Annotated in this window: 14 protein-coding genes; 11 read left to right on the top strand and 3 right to left on the bottom strand. The window is 69.2% G+C overall.

Annotation, left to right across the window (positions count from 1 at the left end; genetic code table 11):
* Nucleotides 1–80 precede the first annotated feature (80 nt).
* Complete coding sequence (pknB, locus tag BN2660_RS16065) at nt 81–2,027, bottom strand: Stk1 family PASTA domain-containing Ser/Thr kinase (RefSeq protein WP_091234657.1); 1,947 nt, start codon at nt 2,025–2,027, stop codon at nt 81–83.
* Between the two features lie 79 nt (nt 2,028–2,106).
* Nucleotides 2,107–3,309, bottom strand: a complete 1,203-nt coding sequence (locus BN2660_RS16060) for a LysM peptidoglycan-binding domain-containing protein (protein ID WP_091234903.1) — start codon at nt 3,307–3,309, stop codon at nt 2,107–2,109.
* Nucleotides 3,310–3,496: 187 nt separating this feature from the next.
* On the opposite strand from BN2660_RS16060, the gene BN2660_RS16055 reads away from it, so the two are divergent.
* Nucleotides 3,497–3,802, top strand: coding sequence for an Rv2175c family DNA-binding protein (locus tag BN2660_RS16055; protein WP_091234900.1), 306 nt, complete (start codon nt 3,497–3,499; stop codon nt 3,800–3,802).
* Nucleotides 3,803–3,845: 43 nt separating this feature from the next.
* Here BN2660_RS16055 and BN2660_RS16050 read toward each other — a convergent pair whose 3' ends face one another.
* Nucleotides 3,846–4,934 (bottom strand): polyprenyl synthetase family protein, encoded by a 1,089-nt coding sequence (locus BN2660_RS16050; RefSeq protein WP_369690560.1) that lies wholly within the window; start codon nt 4,932–4,934, stop codon nt 3,846–3,848.
* A 98-nt stretch (nt 4,935–5,032) separates the two neighbouring features.
* Here BN2660_RS16050 and BN2660_RS16045 point away from each other — a divergent pair, with 98 nt between their 5' ends.
* The 10 genes from BN2660_RS16045 (at nt 5,033) to BN2660_RS16000 (ending at nt 15,923) form a co-directional block, all read left to right on the top strand.
* The gene (locus BN2660_RS16045; RefSeq protein WP_091234650.1) at nt 5,033–5,404 is read left to right on the top strand and encodes a DUF3040 domain-containing protein; all 372 of its coding nucleotides are present in this window, start codon (nt 5,033–5,035) and stop codon (nt 5,402–5,404) included.
* A gap of 262 nt (nt 5,405–5,666) precedes the next feature.
* A complete protein-coding gene (gene mraZ, locus BN2660_RS16040) occupies nt 5,667–6,098 on the top strand; it encodes a division/cell wall cluster transcriptional repressor MraZ (protein WP_091234647.1) in 432 nt (143 codons plus the stop codon).
* A gap of 117 nt (nt 6,099–6,215) precedes the next feature.
* A complete protein-coding gene (gene rsmH / locus BN2660_RS16035) occupies nt 6,216–7,154 on the top strand; it encodes a 16S rRNA (cytosine(1402)-N(4))-methyltransferase RsmH (RefSeq protein WP_091234644.1) in 939 nt (312 codons plus the stop codon).
* Complete coding sequence (locus BN2660_RS16030; RefSeq protein WP_091234640.1) at nt 7,151–7,723, top strand: cell division protein FtsL; 573 nt, start codon at nt 7,151–7,153, stop codon at nt 7,721–7,723. The genes rsmH and BN2660_RS16030 overlap by 4 nt, the downstream gene beginning before the upstream one ends.
* Before the next feature lie 36 nt (nt 7,724–7,759).
* Nucleotides 7,760–9,547, top strand: coding sequence for a peptidoglycan D,D-transpeptidase FtsI family protein (locus BN2660_RS16025; RefSeq protein WP_091234637.1), 1,788 nt, complete (start codon nt 7,760–7,762; stop codon nt 9,545–9,547).
* A 28-nt stretch (nt 9,548–9,575) separates the two neighbouring features.
* A complete protein-coding gene (gene murF / locus BN2660_RS16020; RefSeq protein ID WP_091234633.1) occupies nt 9,576–10,988 on the top strand; it encodes a UDP-N-acetylmuramoyl-tripeptide--D-alanyl-D-alanine ligase in 1,413 nt (470 codons plus the stop codon).
* Nucleotides 10,985–12,097: a phospho-N-acetylmuramoyl-pentapeptide-transferase gene (mraY, locus tag BN2660_RS16015; RefSeq protein WP_091234629.1), complete on the top strand. Its 1,113-nt coding sequence runs from the start codon at nt 10,985–10,987 to the stop codon at nt 12,095–12,097. The genes murF and mraY overlap by 4 nt, the downstream gene beginning before the upstream one ends.
* Nucleotides 12,087–13,625 carry a UDP-N-acetylmuramoyl-L-alanine--D-glutamate ligase gene (gene murD / locus BN2660_RS16010; RefSeq protein ID WP_091234626.1) on the top strand — a complete coding sequence of 513 codons (1,539 nt, stop codon included), beginning with the start codon at nt 12,087–12,089 and terminating at the stop codon, nt 13,623–13,625. Before mraY ends, murD begins: the two co-directional genes overlap by 11 nt.
* Nucleotides 13,594–14,850 carry a putative lipid II flippase FtsW gene (gene ftsW, locus BN2660_RS16005; RefSeq protein WP_091234623.1) on the top strand — a complete coding sequence of 419 codons (1,257 nt, stop codon included), beginning with the start codon at nt 13,594–13,596 and terminating at the stop codon, nt 14,848–14,850. The genes murD and ftsW overlap by 32 nt, the downstream gene beginning before the upstream one ends.
* On the top strand, nt 14,847–15,923 hold the full coding sequence (locus tag BN2660_RS16000) for a UDP-N-acetylglucosamine--N-acetylmuramyl-(pentapeptide) pyrophosphoryl-undecaprenol N-acetylglucosamine transferase (protein WP_091234620.1): 1,077 nt from the start codon (nt 14,847–14,849) through the stop codon (nt 15,921–15,923). The genes ftsW and BN2660_RS16000 overlap by 4 nt, the downstream gene beginning before the upstream one ends.
* Nucleotides 15,924–15,943: the final 20 nt, after the last annotated feature.

The following is a 15,943-nucleotide window of genomic DNA, read 5'->3' as shown; positions in this document are numbered from 1 at the left end:
CGAGACAGCAGAACCGCCCTCCCGGAATCCGGGAGGGCGGTTCTGCTGTGACGATGTGCCGCGGCTGAGAGAAGCGGCGATCAGCCGGTCAGCTGGATCGACAGCTTCACGTTGCCGCCGCGGGGGAGCTGCTTGTCGGCGCCGGGATCCTGTCCGGTGACGCGGGCCAGCTCGGCGAATCCAGGAAGATCGCCCCAGGCCGCATAGCTCGCGGTGAACCCGGCGTCCTCCAGGATGCCCTTGGCCTCGACGAGCGTCCTGTCGGTCACGTCGGGGACGGGGAAGAGCTCCGGGCCCTTCGACACGATGAGCTGGACGGAGTCTCCGGGGCGCCAGTTGCCCTCCTCGGCGCGGTCCGCGACGCCGATGACCCGGTCCTTGTCCACGGACTCGCTGAACCGGTAGTCGATCTCGCCCGAGACCTGGAGCTGCTTCTCGGCGAGCGTGTTCGTCGCCTCGTCCACCGACATGCCCGAGACGTCGGGGAAGGCTCCCGCCGACACGTAGAGCTCGACCGTGTCGTCTTCGAACAGGTCGCATCCGTCGCCGCAGCCGTAGACCTCGGCTCCGTCCCTCGGCGTCACGAACGCATTGATCACCCGGCCCGCGTCGGCATCCGAGAAGAGGATGAGCGGCTGCTCGGTCACGTTGACCTGGAGGTCGGCGAGGAATTCCCTCGCCTCCTGCTCCGTCTTGCCGTTCAACGCCTCGACGGTGTGCGACGCAGGGCCGGCCGACACGATCACCGTGACCTCGGCGCCCTTGTCGAGACGGGCTCCCTCGTCTGGATCGGTACGGATCGTCTGATCCCGCGCGACGTCGATCGAGTTCTCCTCGCCGCGCACGGGGACGAATCCTTCGGCGCTGAGAGCGTTCGCGGCTTCTTCGTACGTCAGTCCCGCGACGGCGGGCACGGCGACCAGAGATCCCGGACCCGAACCGAACCACCAGCCGACCCCACCCGCGAGCGTGGCCAGGAGGAGTACGAGGGTGAGCAGGAAGGCGCCACGCGCACGGCGCTTGGACGCACGGCGGCGGAGGAGTGTGGCGTTGTCCACGGTCTCGGGTGCGGGTGCCGTCGGGTCCGCGATGACCATCGTGCTCGGCATGACCTTGGTGAGATCTGCGGAGTCGGCCTGGGCGCGCTGCGGCGTCGTCGCGGCCGCGACCGCCGGGGCGATGCCCAGGTTCCGCTCGATCTCGCGCAGACGCTCGAGCATCTGCTGTGCATCGTCGGGGCGGTCGTCGGGAGACTTCTCCGTGGCCCACAGCACGAGCTCGTCGAGCTGCTCGGGCACGCCCGGGTTGCGCACGCTCGGTCGGGGGACCGACTCCGTGGCGTGCTGGAAGGCGATCTGCATCGGCTGTTCGCCCTTGTACGGCTGCTCGCCGACGAGCATCTCGTAGAGCATGATGCCGAGCGCATAGATGTCGCTGCGTGCGTCGGCCGTGCCTCGCGTCACCAGCTCCGGGGCGAGGTACGCGATCGTCCCCAGGAGCTGCTGCCCCGTGGCGGTGTTGGCGGTGGTGGCCCTCGCGAGACCGAAGTCGCCGATCTTGATCCGGCCGTCCTCGGCCAGCAGCACGTTCTCCGGCTTCACATCGCGGTGCACGATGCCGGCGCGGTGCGCGGCGGAGAGGCCCGCCAGCACGGCATCCATGATCGTGATCGTCTGCGGCACGGTGAGCCGCTTCTGTTCTCGCAGCAGTTCACGCAGCGTGATGCCCGGCAGGTATTCCATGACCAGGTAGGCGAGCTCGCCGTCCTGCCCCTGGTCGAACACGTTGACCACGTGGGGATCGGCCAGGCGCGCTGCGGCGCGGGCCTCCTGGATGAACCGGCTCTGGAAGGCCGAGTCGTCGCTGAGGTGTGCGTGCATCACCTTGAGGGCGATGCGACGCTCGAGCCGCAGGTCGGTGGCGACGTAGACCGTGGCCATGCCTCCCCGCGCGATCCGGGCCCGCACACGGTACCGACCGTCGACAAGCCGCCCGATGAGGGGATCGGCCTGCTGGTTGGTCGTCACGTCAAGATTCTATTGAGGACTGCCTGAAAGCTCCGGGAGCGGCTCGCCCTCGGGTGCTGACCGTTTCCGGGGAAGATGCTCACCCGTGCTGCGCGAGCCACTGGTATGCCTGTGCCTCCCACTGGCCGTACCGCTCGGGGTAGGCGGAGATCTGCACGGCCTGAGCGGCATCCGTGAATCGCATCGTCTCCCACCCCGGGATGTCGAGAAGTCCGCGCGTGGCCTGGCCGTTGGGGTCGCCGGCGCCTCCGAAGAACACCCGGGTGCTGCGGTCGGCGTCGAGAGCCTGCTCGGGCGTGCCCCACCCCGTGCTGGGGCGCTGCTGGAAGAGACCGAGCGAGTCGCGGTCGCCCCACGGGAGATTCCGGAGGCTCGACTCGACCATCGCGGTCGCCAGTGCGATCGCGATCGCTCGATCCGAGACGCCGAGCTGGCGGCCGACGCGCACGATGAGTGCTGCGTTGGCGGCCTGCTCCGCGTCCAGTGCCGCCGACGACTGCGCGGGCGCCGTGGTGGCGGCCGGCGCGGCGGGCGCGGGTGCGGCGGCAACCGCGATGCTCTGGCCGGGGTAGATGATCGCATCGGAGCCGAGGCCGTTGAGCGCGAGCAGCGCCGCGGTCGACGTGCCGTACTTCTTCGCGATGCCGAACAGGGTGTCTCCCGCGACGACGGCGTGCGTGCGCGCACCGGCGGGTGCCGGTGCCGGTGCCGGAGCGGGCGCGGGTGCCGGCGCAGCGGTCGGCGCCGGAGCGGCTGCCGGAGAGCCCGAGACGGCGAGTGCCTGACCCGGGAAGATCACCGAGGCTCTGGTCAGACCGTTCGCCGCCAGGACGGCGTCGACGGTGGTGCCGTGCTTCTGCGCGATCCCGAAGACGGTGTCTCCGGCGACCACGACGTGCATCGCTGCAGCGGCGGGCGCGGGCGGTGCAGGAGCCGCAGGGGCGGCGGATGCGGCGGCGCCCGTGAGCGCGAGCGTCTGGCCCGGGTAGATCACCGACCGCCAGGTCAGCGCGTTCCACGAGAGGACGTCGACCGTGCGCAGACTGAAGCGGGTCGCGATCGATGACACGGTGTCGCCGGGCTGCACCGTGTAGCTCGCGGGTGCGGCCTCGGCGGGGAGCACTCGCAGCGGACTCGACTGCGGACGCTCGATCGGCACGGCGGTGGTGGCGGCGGCGGCGGCGGGGACCCCGGCCACGGCGCTCGACAGTGTGCCCAGGACGGCAGCGGGAACCCCGAACTGCAGATAGCGCGTCCGACGCGCGGCGGTGTGCGTGCTCACGGTGTCTCCCATGTCTCGGCGTTCGTCCACGCTGACACGGATGTATACGGAAGTCAACGCAAGTGACAGGAGTGACGCAAGGAACGCGAGTGACGGAAATGCGGGGCGAGACCGGAGGTGAGATAGTTGCTGTGTGTCTGCGCCGTCTGAGAACAACCCGTCCGTGACCCCCACCGAGTGGCTGACCATGCCCGACCTCGTCGAGGCGCTCGACGTACCGCTGGGTCGCGTGCGACGCCTCATCGACGAGCACTACCTCATCGGCTCGCGCCGCTCCGGGGTGTTCGCGGTGCCCTCGATCTTCATCGTCGACGGGAGCCCGCTCTCGTCGCTGCGCGGCACGGTGATCGTGCTCCAGGACGCCGGCTTCAGCGACGACGAAGTGGTCGACTGGCTGCTCGGCTTCGATGAGACGCTCGGGCGTTCGCCGATCGATGCTCTTCTCGCCGGGCACAAGAGCGCGGTCAGGCGACTCGCGCGCACCCTCGCCTGACACGGCGCTCGACGTGTGACGCCGCGCGCCTGACGCGCGACCGTCAGGCGGAGCGCTTCGTCGCCGCTCGCGCGAGATCGCGCAGACCGCCGACGGCGGCGTTGTCGAGACGTGCTCCGGAGAGTGCGCGGTCCGCATCCTTGGCGAAGTCGTCGATCATCGCCTCGACACGCTCGAGAGCTCCGGAGCCCGCGATCGTCGCCTGGAGGAAGCCGACCTGATCCGCGTCGAGGTCGGGATCTCCGAGGAGTTCGTCGAAGAGGTTCCGCGCCGAGGTCTCGAGCGTCTGCCTGGTGAGCGCCACGAGCACCGTGCGCTTGCCCTCGCGGAGATCGTCGCCAGCGGGCTTTCCCGTGACCGCGGAGTCGCCGAAGACTCCCAGCACGTCGTCGCGCAACTGGAAGGCCATGCCGACCGGGTGCCCGAACCGGCGCAGCGCCTGCTGCTGCTCCGGGTCGGCGTCGGCGATCGCCGCCCCCAGCACCAGGGGCTGCTCGATGCTGTAGCGCGCGGACTTGAGGGAGACGACGCGCAGCGCGCGCTCGACGTGCGAGTCCGTGGCGTTCACGCTCCAGGCCGACTCCTCGGCGATGTCGAGGAACTGTCCCACGGTGACGTCGCGCCGCATGCGGGCATACTCCCGACGCACGGCGGCCGCGTGGGGGAGCGGTGCGATCGCATCCTCGACGAGATCGTCGCTCCACGCGACGAGCAGGTCGCCGAGGAGGATCGCCGCAGAGCGGCCGAAGGCCGCCGCGTCGCCGGACCACCGCGATTCGCGATGCGCGCCCTCGAGAGCGCGGTGCGCGGCGGGGCGGCCGCGACGGGTGTCGGAGTTGTCGATGAGGTCGTCGTGCACGAGCGCGGCCGACTGGAAGATCTCGAGGGCGGCGCAGACGTCCCAGAGGATCACGGACTCCGCGGCGTCGCGGTCTCGGTACCGGGCGACCGCCTGCCAACCCGCGTGGCAGAAGCGCGCGCGGAGGCGCTTGCCGCCGACGAGGGTCTCGGCGGCGGTCTCGAGGAGCGCGGCGGCATCCGGTCCGTACTCGGCCGACTCGACCCGCATCCGTTCGATGAAGAGCTCCAGACGGGCGGCGACGGCGTCAGGGACGAGTGTGGGGGACGGCACGACTCCCAGCATACGTAAAGGCAATGGGGCCTCGAACAGCTAGCCCGATGCCGCATACCGCGCGTAGAATGGATGGACGAATACCCGAGGGGGACGAAATGCCACTCTCCGAACAGGAGCAGCGTCTGCTCGACGAGATGGAACGCCATCTCCTGCACAATGACGCCGATGTCGTGAGTGCGCCGTCTGGCGACCGAGCACTCAGTTACCGCAACCTGGTGTACGGAGCGCTCCTGCTCCTCGTCGGGGTGGGTGGGCTCATCGTCGGTGTGGTCCTCGGAGACGTCTGGGGAGTGGTCGTCGGTGTCATCGGCTTCGCCGCGATGCTCGGAGGCGTCATGCTCGCCGTGACCCCCGTGCGAAAGCCTCTCTCCGCAGTTCCCCGCGAGCGGGCTCCCAAGCAGCAGAGTTCGGCGTCCTTCATGGATCGCATGAACGATCGATGGGATCGCCGTCACGACGGTCGCTGACCGCACTTCCTCCTCGAAGGCCCGGATGCTCTGAGCATCCGGGCCTTCGTCGTTGTCTCCCCGCGCATGCGCCCGGCGGACCCCGCCCTTTCGGGTCCTCCACTCTCCCTCCACTGCCCTCCACCGCGCCGTTCCGCGGAATCGCGCACCTGCGCCGAGGGTGAAGGGCGCCAGCGCGCCAATTGACCGTAGGTTTGTGGAGGAAAGTGGAGTAAAGTGGTGTGCACCTCGAGTTGGCCGGACGCAGAGGGGGTGATGGCTGATGTTGCTGGGAACGCATTCTCCGAAGCTGGACGACAAGGGACGGGTCATCCTTCCCGCGAAGTTCCGCGAAGACCTCGGTGGCGGCATCGTCGTCACCAGGGGCCAGGAGCGCTGCCTCTATGTCTTCAGCACGGCCGAGTTCGAGGCGATGCACGAGCGGATCCGACAGGCGCCGCTCGCCAACAAGCAGGCGCGTGACTTCATGCGTCTCTTCCTCTCCGGTGCCAGTGCGGAGATGCCCGACAGCCAGAACCGCATCACCATCCCCGCGCACCTCCGCCAGTACGCGGGGCTGCAGAAGGAGCTCATCGTCACCGGAGTCGGCGCCCACGCCGAGATCTGGGATGCCGAGAGCTGGAACGCCTACCTCGCCGCCGGCGAGGAGACCTACGCCGATCTCGAGCAGGAGGTGATCCCGGGACTGTTCTGACCACGGCTGTGATGCCCCGCCGCTCCCGCCCCGACACACTTCCCCGGTGCCGGGTCGTGAAGCGGAGGGGGATCAGGGCCCTGGTCACCGACATACAGAGGTCACCCGAGAGAGATCATGAACCTCCGCGACATCCACACCCCCGTCCTGCTCGATCGATGCGTCGAGCTGCTGGCTCCGGCCCTCCAGGCCGACGGAGCCGTCCTCGTCGACGCCACTCTCGGCATGGGCGGCCACTCCGAGGCCCTCCTCGAGCGCTTCCCCCACATCCGACTGGTCGGCCTCGACCGTGACACCGACGCCCTGCGCATCGCGGGGGAGCGGCTCGCGCGCTTCTCCGACCGGGTCACCCTGGTCCACACCGTCTACGACGAGATCGGCCTGCACGCGCAGGGTGCCGCCGGCATCCTGTTCGACCTCGGCGTCTCCTCGCTGCAGCTCGACGAGGCTGAACGCGGATTCGCGTACTCGAAGGACGCTCCGCTCGACATGCGGATGGACCAGACGCGCGGCATCACCGCCGCCGAGGTCGTCGCCACATACAACGAGGGAAACCTCCGCCGCATCTTCGAGCGCTACGGCGAGGAGAAGCTCGCCGGCCGCTATGCGCGTTTCATCATCGACGCGCGACAGAAGAAGCCGATCACGCGATCGGGCGAGCTCGTCGACATCCTGATCGCTGCGACGCCCGCGGCGGCGCAGCGGGCGGGGCACCCGGCCAAGCGCGTGTTCCAGGCGCTCCGGATCGAGGTCAACGCCGAGCTCAACGTCCTGGCCGACGCGATCCCGGCCGCGATGGATGCACTCTCGGTCGGAGGCCGCATCGTCGTGATGTCGTACCAGTCGCTCGAGGACCGTCTCGTCAAGCAGGCTTTCGCCGCGGGCGCAGCGTCGACGGCTCCGAAGGGACTGCCGGTGGAGCTCCCCGAGCACGCGCCTCGTTTCAAGATCATCACCCGCGGTGCGGAACTGGCCGATGACGCCGAGCGCGCGCGCAACCCCCGGGCGATCCCCGTGCGGCTGCGGGCGGCTGAGAAGGTCCGAGAGAACGCATGAGCCTGAACGCCACCGCCCGTACGCCGCAGCGCCTGCCCAGCACCCCCGCGGGCGAGCCGCGTCGACGCCTCCAGCCGGTCACGACCACGCCGGCCCGACGCAAGCCCAAGCTCGCGTACGCCCTGGTCGCGCTCGGCGGTGCCATGGCCATCGGTGCGGCGCAGATCGGGCTCTCCCTGGCCATCACGCAGGATTCCTTCGTCCTGGCGGGCCTCAGCGCGCAGCAGCACGAACTCGATCTGCGCACGGACGCGCTGCAGGAGGATCTCACCGGTCTGAGTTCGCCGCAGTCGCTCGCCACAGGCGCCGCAGCACTGGGCATGGTCGTCGCCGGCTCCCCGGCGTATCTCCGGCTGAGCGACGGTGCGGTGTTCGGCCAGGGAGAAGGCGCGGACGGCACGTCGACGATCGACCCGAACGGCGCGGGTGCGGTGAGCAACGCGCTGCTGCAGAACGCCATCGCGAACGGAGTGGCGGACGAGCAGGCGACGACGGATGCCGTGACCCCGCCCACCGCCGAGCTGCCGCCGGCGATCACCGACGGCCTGCCGAGTCCGACCACCCGCTGAGACCCACCGACCACCACGATTTGACGGAGACAGTCCATGACGACGAGAGCCACCCGGAGCCCCCGGCGACGCACGGTCGTCGCCCTGGCGGTCATCCTCGCTATCCTCGCGGCGTTCGTCGTACGGCTCATCGACATCCAGGTCGTGAAGGCGGACGAGCACGTCGGCCAGTCGCTCGAGTTCATCTCGAAGGGCACGCCCATCCTCGGCGACCGCGGGTCGATCACGGACGCCGAGGGGGCGGTCCTCGCGGAGAGCGTGACCGTCTACGACTACAACGTGGATCCTCAGGTCGTGTTCCTGCTGGAGGACGACGAGGAGAACCCGCCGAAGATCCGGTGGGCGGAGGCATCCGCTCGGATCGCCGAGATCACCGGCATCGATGCCGAGACGCTCCGGAGCTCGGTCGAGGCGCAGAACGCCGCAGACCCCGACTCGCGCTGGTTCGAGGTGAAGCGCGGCCTGACCGCCGAACAGCACATCGCGCTCAAAGAGCTCAAGGCTCAGGGGCTCTCCTACCTCCACTTCGAGGCTCGCGAGACCCGCGTCTACCCGAACGGCGCCGTGGCCGGCAACCTCATCGGATACCTCGACGGCACCGGAGCCGCGCAGGCCGGCGTCGAGAAGATGGACGATCGCTGCCTCGCGCCCACGGACGGCGAGGAGAGCTACCGGACCGGCAAGGACGGCGTGATCATCCCCGGCAGCGAGACGCGGACGGACGCCGTCGACGGCGGCACCGTGCAGCTGACCGTGAACAGCGACCTCCAGTGGTACATGCAGCAGATGATCGCCGAGGAGGCGCAGCTGCAGGGAGCCAAGGGCGGCACCGTCACGGTCGTCGAGGTCGGGACGGGCAAGATCCGGGCAGCGGCCGAGTGGCCGACCATGGACCCCAACGACCTGGACGCCTCGGGGCCCGGGACCTGGGTCAGCAAGCTCTTCTCGTACCCCTTCGAGCCCGGCTCCACGTTCAAGGCCGTCACGGCGGCGGCGGTGATGGAGAACGCCGGCGTCACGATGACCAGCCCGACCGTCGTCGCCTCGTCGCACGAGAAGTTCGACAACGGTGCGGTGATCAACGACGCGTTCGTGCACCCCGCCTTCACCTACACGCTCGCCGGCGCGCTCATCGACTCGTCGAACGTCGCCCTGTCGAAGTTCGGGACCATGGTGAGCACCGATGTCCGCCACGACTACCTGGAGCGCTTCGGCGTCGGGGTTCCCACGGTCGGGTTCCCCTCCGAGACGAGCGGCCTGCTGCATCCGACGAAGGACTGGGACAACCAGTCCCTGTACACGACGACGTTCGGCCAGTACTTCACCGTCACCGCCCCTCAGCTGGCCGGCGCGTACCAGGCCATCGCGAACGGCGGCGAGAAGATCGGGCTGTCGCTCATCGAGTCCTGCACCGCGGCGGACGGCACCGTCGTCACACCCGACGCGCCCGCGCACGAGCAGATCATCAAGCCGCAGACGGCGGCCGACATCACCCGGATGCTCGAGAACGTCGCGGTCCAGGGCGGCAACGCGGAGCGCATCCAGGTTCCCGGCTACCGCGTGACCAGCAAGACCGGTACCGCGCAGATCCCCGACGGCAACGGCGGATACAAGCAGGGCGTCTACTACACCAGCATGGTGGGCTTCGCTCCCGTCGACGATCCGCAGTACGTCGTCGTGGTCACTCTCGACGAGCCGACTAGAGTTACATCGTCTGCTGCTACCGCATCGGCCTTCCAGAAGGCGATGACCCAGACCATGAAGACCTATCGCGTGATGCCGTCCTCCACCCCGATGGACGCACTGCTTCCCAAGTTCGAATAGTCGGCGCCCCGTCGCGCCTGGAGACGTCATGATCGCCCTGTCGCTTGCTGAGATCGCCGCCGTCCTCGGGGGTGAGCTGAGGCTCGCCGGAACCGCCACCGCGGACACCGTCGTCGACGGCGTCGTCGACACCGACTCGCGCTCCATGGCACCGGGGTCGATCTTCGTCGCGAAGCCCGGGGCCGAGACCGACGGGCACCGTTTCGTCGGCGCCGCGCTCGAGGCCGGCGCAGCACTGGCGATCGTCGAGCACCCCGTCGAGGACGCCATCACCCAGATCGTCGTCTCGGACGTGGTGGTCGCCCTCGCGGATCTCGCCCGTGAGGTCGTGGCACGGGTCCGCGCGGCAGGCGACCTCAAGATCGTCGGCATCACCGGGTCGAACGGCAAGACGACGACCAAGAACTTCCTCGCGCGCATCCTCTCCGACGAGGGCGAGACCGTGGCTCCGATCAAGTCGTACAACAACGAGGTCGGTGCGCCCGTGACCATGCTGCGCGTCACGTACGACACCCGATACCTCGTCAGCGAGTTCGGAGCGGACGCACCCGGCAGCATCGCGCGTCTGGCAGGCCTCGTCGAGCCCGACGTCGCCGTCGTGCTGATGGTCGGCATGGCCCACGCAGGAGGCTTCGGCGGGATCGAGGCGACGGCCAAGGCCAAGTCGGAACTCGTCTCCGCGGCCGTGCCCACCGGCACCGCCGTCCTCAACATCGATGACCCTCGCGTCGCGGCGATGGGCGACCTCGCTCGCTCGCGCGGCATGCGCGTTGTCGGATTCGGGCAGAGTCCCCATGCGGACGTCCGCGCCGAGGGCATCGAGGTGTCCGCGTCGGGAACGTCCGTCGACATCGTCGTGGCAGCGGAACGCCTCCCACTCGCGCTGCGCGTGCTCGGGGCGCATCACGTGAACAACGCCCTCGCGGCGATCGCCGCGGCCGGCGTGCTGGGAGTCTCCACCGCCGACGCGATCGCCCGGCTCGAGACGGTCGAGATCGCGGAGCGGTGGCGTATGCAGCCGATGGGCAGCGACCGCGTGCGCATCATCAACGACGCCTACAACGCCAGCCCCGACTCGATGGCCGCCGCGTTGCGCACCCTCGCGCAGATCACCGGTCCGGGCGAGCGCACCGTCGCGGTCCTCGGCGCCATGAGCGAGCTGGGGGAGACCGCCGGCGACGAGCACGACCGCATCGGCCTGCTCGCCGTGCGCCTGAACATCCAGCGCATCGTGGTCGTCGGCCAGGAGGCGCGCCGGCTCTACATCTCCGCGATCGGCGAAGGATCGTGGGACAGCGAGGCCATCTTCTTCGTCGACCAGGATGCCGCGCTCGAGTACCTGCGCACCGAGCTGCGCGACGGCGACCGCGTGCTCGTGAAGTCGTCCAATTCCGTGGGCCTCCGGCATCTCGGCGATCGTCTGGGAGAATTGTTCTCGTGAGGTCTCTCATCATGGCGGCCGCGATCTCGCTCGCCTTCACTCTGTTCCTGACTCCCGTCTTCCTCCGGCTCTTCCGGAAGTGGGGTTGGGGGCAGGTCATCCGCACCCCCGAGGCGATCGAGAACCCCAACCACGAGGCGAAGCGCGGCACCCCCACGATGGGCGGCGTGATCTTCATCGTCGGCACCATGGTCGGCTACTTCACCGGCGTCTACGTCGGCGGCGGAACCCCTGCGCTCTCCGCGCTGCTCGTGATCTGGCTCATGGTCGGCTTCGGCATCGTCGGCTTCATCGACGACTACATGAAGGTGCGGAGCCAGCGCAGCCTGGGCCTGTCGGGCTGGCGCAAGATCATCGGCCAGCTGCTCGTCATGATCCCCTTCGGCATCATCGCGCTGAACTTCCCGAACCAGTTCGACCAGACGCCGGCATCCGGCTCGATCTCGCTCTTCCGCGACATCCCGTGGCTGAACCTGTTCGCCTTCACGGCGATCGTCGGCTGGGCGCTGTACCTGCTGTGGATCTCGGTCATCGGCGTCGCGACCTCGAACAGCGTCAACCTCACGGACGGCCTCGACGGCCTCGCGGCCGGTGCAGGCGTCATCGTCGTCGGCGCATACAGCCTCATCGCCTTCTGGCAGTTCAAGCAGTCCTGCGTCGGAGAGGGCGTCGAGAAGGCGGCCATCGGCGGATGCTACGAGGTGCGCGATCCGTTCAGTCTGGCGATCATCGCCGCGTCGTTCGCCGCGAGCCTCATCGGGTTCCTGTGGTGGAATGCGCCGAAGGCCAAGGTCTTCATGGGCGACGTCGGCTCGATGGCGATCGGCGGGGTCATCACCGCCATGGCGATCCTCACCCGCACCGAGCTGATGCTGTTCATCATCGCCGGCGTCTTCGTGCTCGCCTCCGGCTCCGTCATCCTCCAGCGCGCTTACTTCAAGGTGACCCGTGGCAAGCGGCTCTTCCTGATGAGTCCGTTCCACCATCATCTCGAGATGCGCGGCTGGTCCGAGGTGACGATCGTGGTGCGGATGTGGATCATCGCCGGTCTGCTCGCCGTGTCGGCGGTCGGACTCTTCTACGTCGAGTGGCTGACCCGTGTCGACTGAGTCGAGACTGGCCACCCTCACCAGCTGGAACGCCGACTGGGCAGGGCTCCGGGTCGCGGTTCTCGGCCTGTCCATGACCGGATTCTCGGTGGCGGACACGCTCGCCGAGCTCGGGGCGGAGGTCCTCGTGCTGAGCGAATCGGCCGAAGAGGAGTACGCGAAGCTGCTGCCGGTCATCGGCGCTCGGCTGGAGCTCGGTCCGCTCGGCGAGGTGCCGGCGGCTCTGACCGCGTTCGCCCCCGAGGTCGTCGTGGCCTCTCCCGGTTTCTCCCCGTCTCATCCGCTGATCCGCTGGGCGCAGGAGTCCGGGATCGCGATCTGGGGTGACGTCGAGCTCGCCTGGCGGGTGCGTGACAAGGTCACGAGGCCCGACGGCTCTGCGGCCGACTGGGTGCTGATCACCGGCACCAACGGAAAGACCACCACCACCCGGATGACGGCGTCTCTGCTCGTCGCGGGCGGTCTCAGGGCTGCGCCCTGCGGGAACATCGGCGTGCCCGTCCTCGACGCGGTGCGTGACCCGGCCGGGTTCGACGTGCTCGTCGTCGAGCTCTCGAGCCACCAGCTCTGGTATCTCGGCCAGTCGCGCCCGGAGGGCGAGCTGTATCCGTACTCGTCCGTCTGCCTCAACCTCGCAGACGACCATCTCGTCTGGCACGGCAGCGCGCAGGCCTATCGCGACGCGAAGGCGGTCGTCTATCGCAACACGCGCGTCGCGTGCGTGTACAACAAGTCCGATGAGGCGACCAGGGAGATGGTCGAGGACGCCGAGGTGGTCGAGGGCGCCAGAGCGATCGGGTTCGACCTCGGCACGCCCGGGCCGAGTGATCTCGGCATCGTCGACGGGCTCGTGGTCGACCGGGCGTTCCTCGACGACCGCGCGCGCAGTGCTCTCGAGCTCACGACGGTCGCCGACCTGGAGAACGCCGGACTCGCGGCACCGCACATGGTCCAGAACGTCCTCGCGGCGAGCGCCCTCGCGAGGTCGCTGGGCGTGGAGCCGGAGCGCATCCACGAGGCTCTGCAGGAGTTCCGGCTCGATGCCCACCGCATCGAGGTCGTCGCCCGCCATGCGGGTGTCACCTGGATCGACGACTCGAAGGCGACGAACCCCCACGCGGCGGCGTCCTCGCTGCGGGCCTACCCCGGGGCGGTGTGGATCGTCGGCGGGGATCTCAAGGGCGTCGACATCGCCGATCTGGTCGCCACCGCAGGCGTCACCGCCCGAGCGGCCGTCGTGATCGGCGTCGAGCGCGCATCCGTCGTCGCGGCATTCCGGCGACACGCGCCGGCGGTGCCGGTGTTCGAGGTGGATGCTGGCGAGACTGGACTCGTCATGAACCGCGTCGTGGAGATCGCGGCCGGGATCGTCGACGGAGAGGGCACAGTTCTGCTGGCCCCCGCTGCGGCATCCTTCGACCAGTTCTCCAGCTATGCGGATCGGGGCCACCGCTTCGCCGAGGCGGTGCGGGACTGGATAGACCGGGGGAGCACCGATGACGCAGGTCGCACGCCCCCCTCGCTCTGAGCCGGGACGCACGGCATCGGGCGGCCTCGCCGCCCGGGTGTCCCTCGGCCGACGTTTCACCCCGGTCTCCACCGAGTTCCTGATGATCGCCTCGGCAGCCCTGCTGCTGACCATCTTCGGCCTCGTGATGGTGCTCTCGGCGACGAGCGCGGCGGCCGTGGCCAAGGGCGAGAACCCGATGGACGGAGCCCTCAGACAAGGCGTCTTCGCCATCCTCGGCGTACCGCTGATGTTCCTCATCTCCCGGCTTCCGATCGCATTCCTCAAGAAGATGGCCTGGCCTGCGCTGTTCGCAGCCGTCGCGCTGCAGATGGTCGTCTTCACGCCTCTCGGAATCGAGGACGGCGGAAACCGAAACTGGATCGGGATCGGCAGTTTCACCCTGCAGCCGTCCGAGTTCGTGAAGATCGCCCTCGCGATCTGGATCGCCTTCGTCCTGCTCCGCAAGCAGGCGATGCTCGGCACCTGGCACCACGTCTTCATCCCGGTGATCCCCGTGGCGCTCCTCGCCATCGGCACCGTCATCGCAGGAAACGACCTCGGCACGTCGATGGTCCTCGTCCTCATCCTGCTGGGCTGCCTCTTCTTCTCAGGTGTCAAGCTGCGGCTGTTCATCATCCCCGTGATCCTCGGGGTCGCGGCCGTGCTCGCGTACGCGCTCTCGAGCGCCGACCGGATGCGCCGCATCACCGCGACCTGCGACGACATGACCGCGTACACGGGCGACTGCTACCAGTCCATCCACGGGATCTGGGGAATGGCGTCCGGCGGCATCTTCGGTGTGGGGCTCGGCAACTCCCAGGAGAAGTACGGCTGGCTCCCCGCTGCCGGCAACGACTTCATCTTCGCGATCGTGGGCGAAGAGCTCGGACTGATCGGATGCATCGTCGTCCTCGCCCTGTTCACCCTCTTCACCGTCGGCGCGTTCCACGTCATCCGCAAGACGGACGACCCGTTCATCCGCGTCGCGGCCGGAGGCCTGACGGTCTGGATCACGGGCCAGGCCGTGTTCAACATCGGCGTCGTCATCGGCGTGTTCCCCGTGATGGGCGTTCCGCTCCCGTTCATGTCTCAGGGCGGGACCGCGCTCCTCGCGGTGCTGATCGCCTGCGGCGTGCTGCTGTCGTTCGCTCGGACGCTGCCGGTCGCCGAGGAGCGCGCGGCGGTTCGCGCGTCCTCGGCTGGGCGTCCGTCCTCGGCAGGCCGGGGTAGGGTCACACGGTGACCACGTACCTTCTCGCCGGCGGGGGAACCGCCGGTCATGTGAACCCCCTGCTCGCCGTGGCCGACGCCCTCCGAGCCCGCGACGACGAGGCATCCGTTCTCGTCCTCGGCACCGCCGAGGGGCTGGAGTCGCGCCTCGTGCCCGCCCGGGGCTATGAGCTCCTCCTCGTCGACAAGGTGCCCTTCCCGCGGCGCCCGAATCGTCAGGCACTCGGCTTCCCGCAGCGTCTGCGCCGGGCGGTCGCCCAGGTCCGCACGCACATCCGCGAGCACGCCGTCGACGTGGTCGTCGGATTCGGCGGCTACGCCTCCGCGCCCGCCTACATGGCGGCGCGTCGCGAGGGCGTCCCTTTCATCGTGCACGAGGCGAACGCCAGGCCGGGCCTCGCCAACGTGCTCGGCGCGCGGCGGGCCGCATCCGTCGGCGTCGCCTTCGACGGCACGCCGCTGCGGAGAGCCGAGGTCGTGGGGATGCCGCTCCGCTCCGAGGTGATCGGGCTCGATCGCGCCGCGACGCGCGCGGAGGCCGCTGCGCACTTCGGCCTCGACCCGGCGCGCCCCGTCCTGCTCGTGTTCGGCGGGTCGCTCGGCGCGCAGCGCCTGAACGAGGCGTTCTCGGACTCCTGGAGCGATGTCCTCGATGCCGGGTGGCAGCTGCTGCACGTGACGGGGGAGCGGAGCGAGCTCGAAGATCCCCAGGTCGAGGGCTATGCACTCCGTCGCTACGTCGACAGGATGGACCTCGCGTTCGCCGTCGCCGATGTCGTCGTCTGCCGGTCCGGAGCTGCGACGGTGAGCGAGGTCAGTGCACTCGGGATCCCGGCGCTGTATGTGCCGTACTCGGTCGGTAACGGCGAGCAGCGGCTCAACGCCGCGTCGGCGGTCGCCGCCGGAGCCGCGCAGCTCCTCGACGACGCCACCTTCGACGGTGACGCCGTGCGGCGCATCGTCGTGCCTCTTCTGAACGACCGGCCTCGCCTGGACGCGATGGCCGCCGCTGCGGAGCGAGTGGGGACCCGCACCGGTACCGAGAACGTCATCGCGCTCATCGACCGGGCGGTCACCGGCTCCTGACGCACCTGGACGCGGATGCG

It is taken from the genome of Microbacterium sp. 3J1, assembly GCF_001049495.1.
Classification (GTDB): Bacteria; Actinomycetota; Actinomycetes; order Actinomycetales; family Microbacteriaceae; genus Microbacterium.
This window is presented reverse-complemented; position numbering and strand designations above follow the sequence as displayed.

What these genes read in the sequence shown, in the direction of transcription:
- BN2660_RS16055 (WP_091234900.1), top strand. Translation starts at nt 3,497, where the DNA reads ATGCCCGACCTCGTCGAGGCGCTCGACGTACCGCTGGGTCGCGTGCGA.
- BN2660_RS16045 (WP_091234650.1), top strand. Translation starts at nt 5,033, where the DNA reads ATGCCACTCTCCGAACAGGAGCAGCGTCTGCTCGACGAGATGGAACGC.
- mraZ (WP_091234647.1), top strand. Translation starts at nt 5,667, where the DNA reads ATGTTGCTGGGAACGCATTCTCCGAAGCTGGACGACAAGGGACGGGTC.
- rsmH (WP_091234644.1), top strand. Translation starts at nt 6,216, where the DNA reads ATGAACCTCCGCGACATCCACACCCCCGTCCTGCTCGATCGATGCGTC.
- BN2660_RS16030 (WP_091234640.1), top strand. Translation starts at nt 7,151, where the DNA reads ATGAGCCTGAACGCCACCGCCCGTACGCCGCAGCGCCTGCCCAGCACC.
- BN2660_RS16025 (WP_091234637.1), top strand. Translation starts at nt 7,760, where the DNA reads ATGACGACGAGAGCCACCCGGAGCCCCCGGCGACGCACGGTCGTCGCC.
- murF (WP_091234633.1), top strand. Translation starts at nt 9,576, where the DNA reads ATGATCGCCCTGTCGCTTGCTGAGATCGCCGCCGTCCTCGGGGGTGAG.
- ftsW (WP_091234623.1), top strand. Translation starts at nt 13,594, where the DNA reads ATGACGCAGGTCGCACGCCCCCCTCGCTCTGAGCCGGGACGCACGGCA.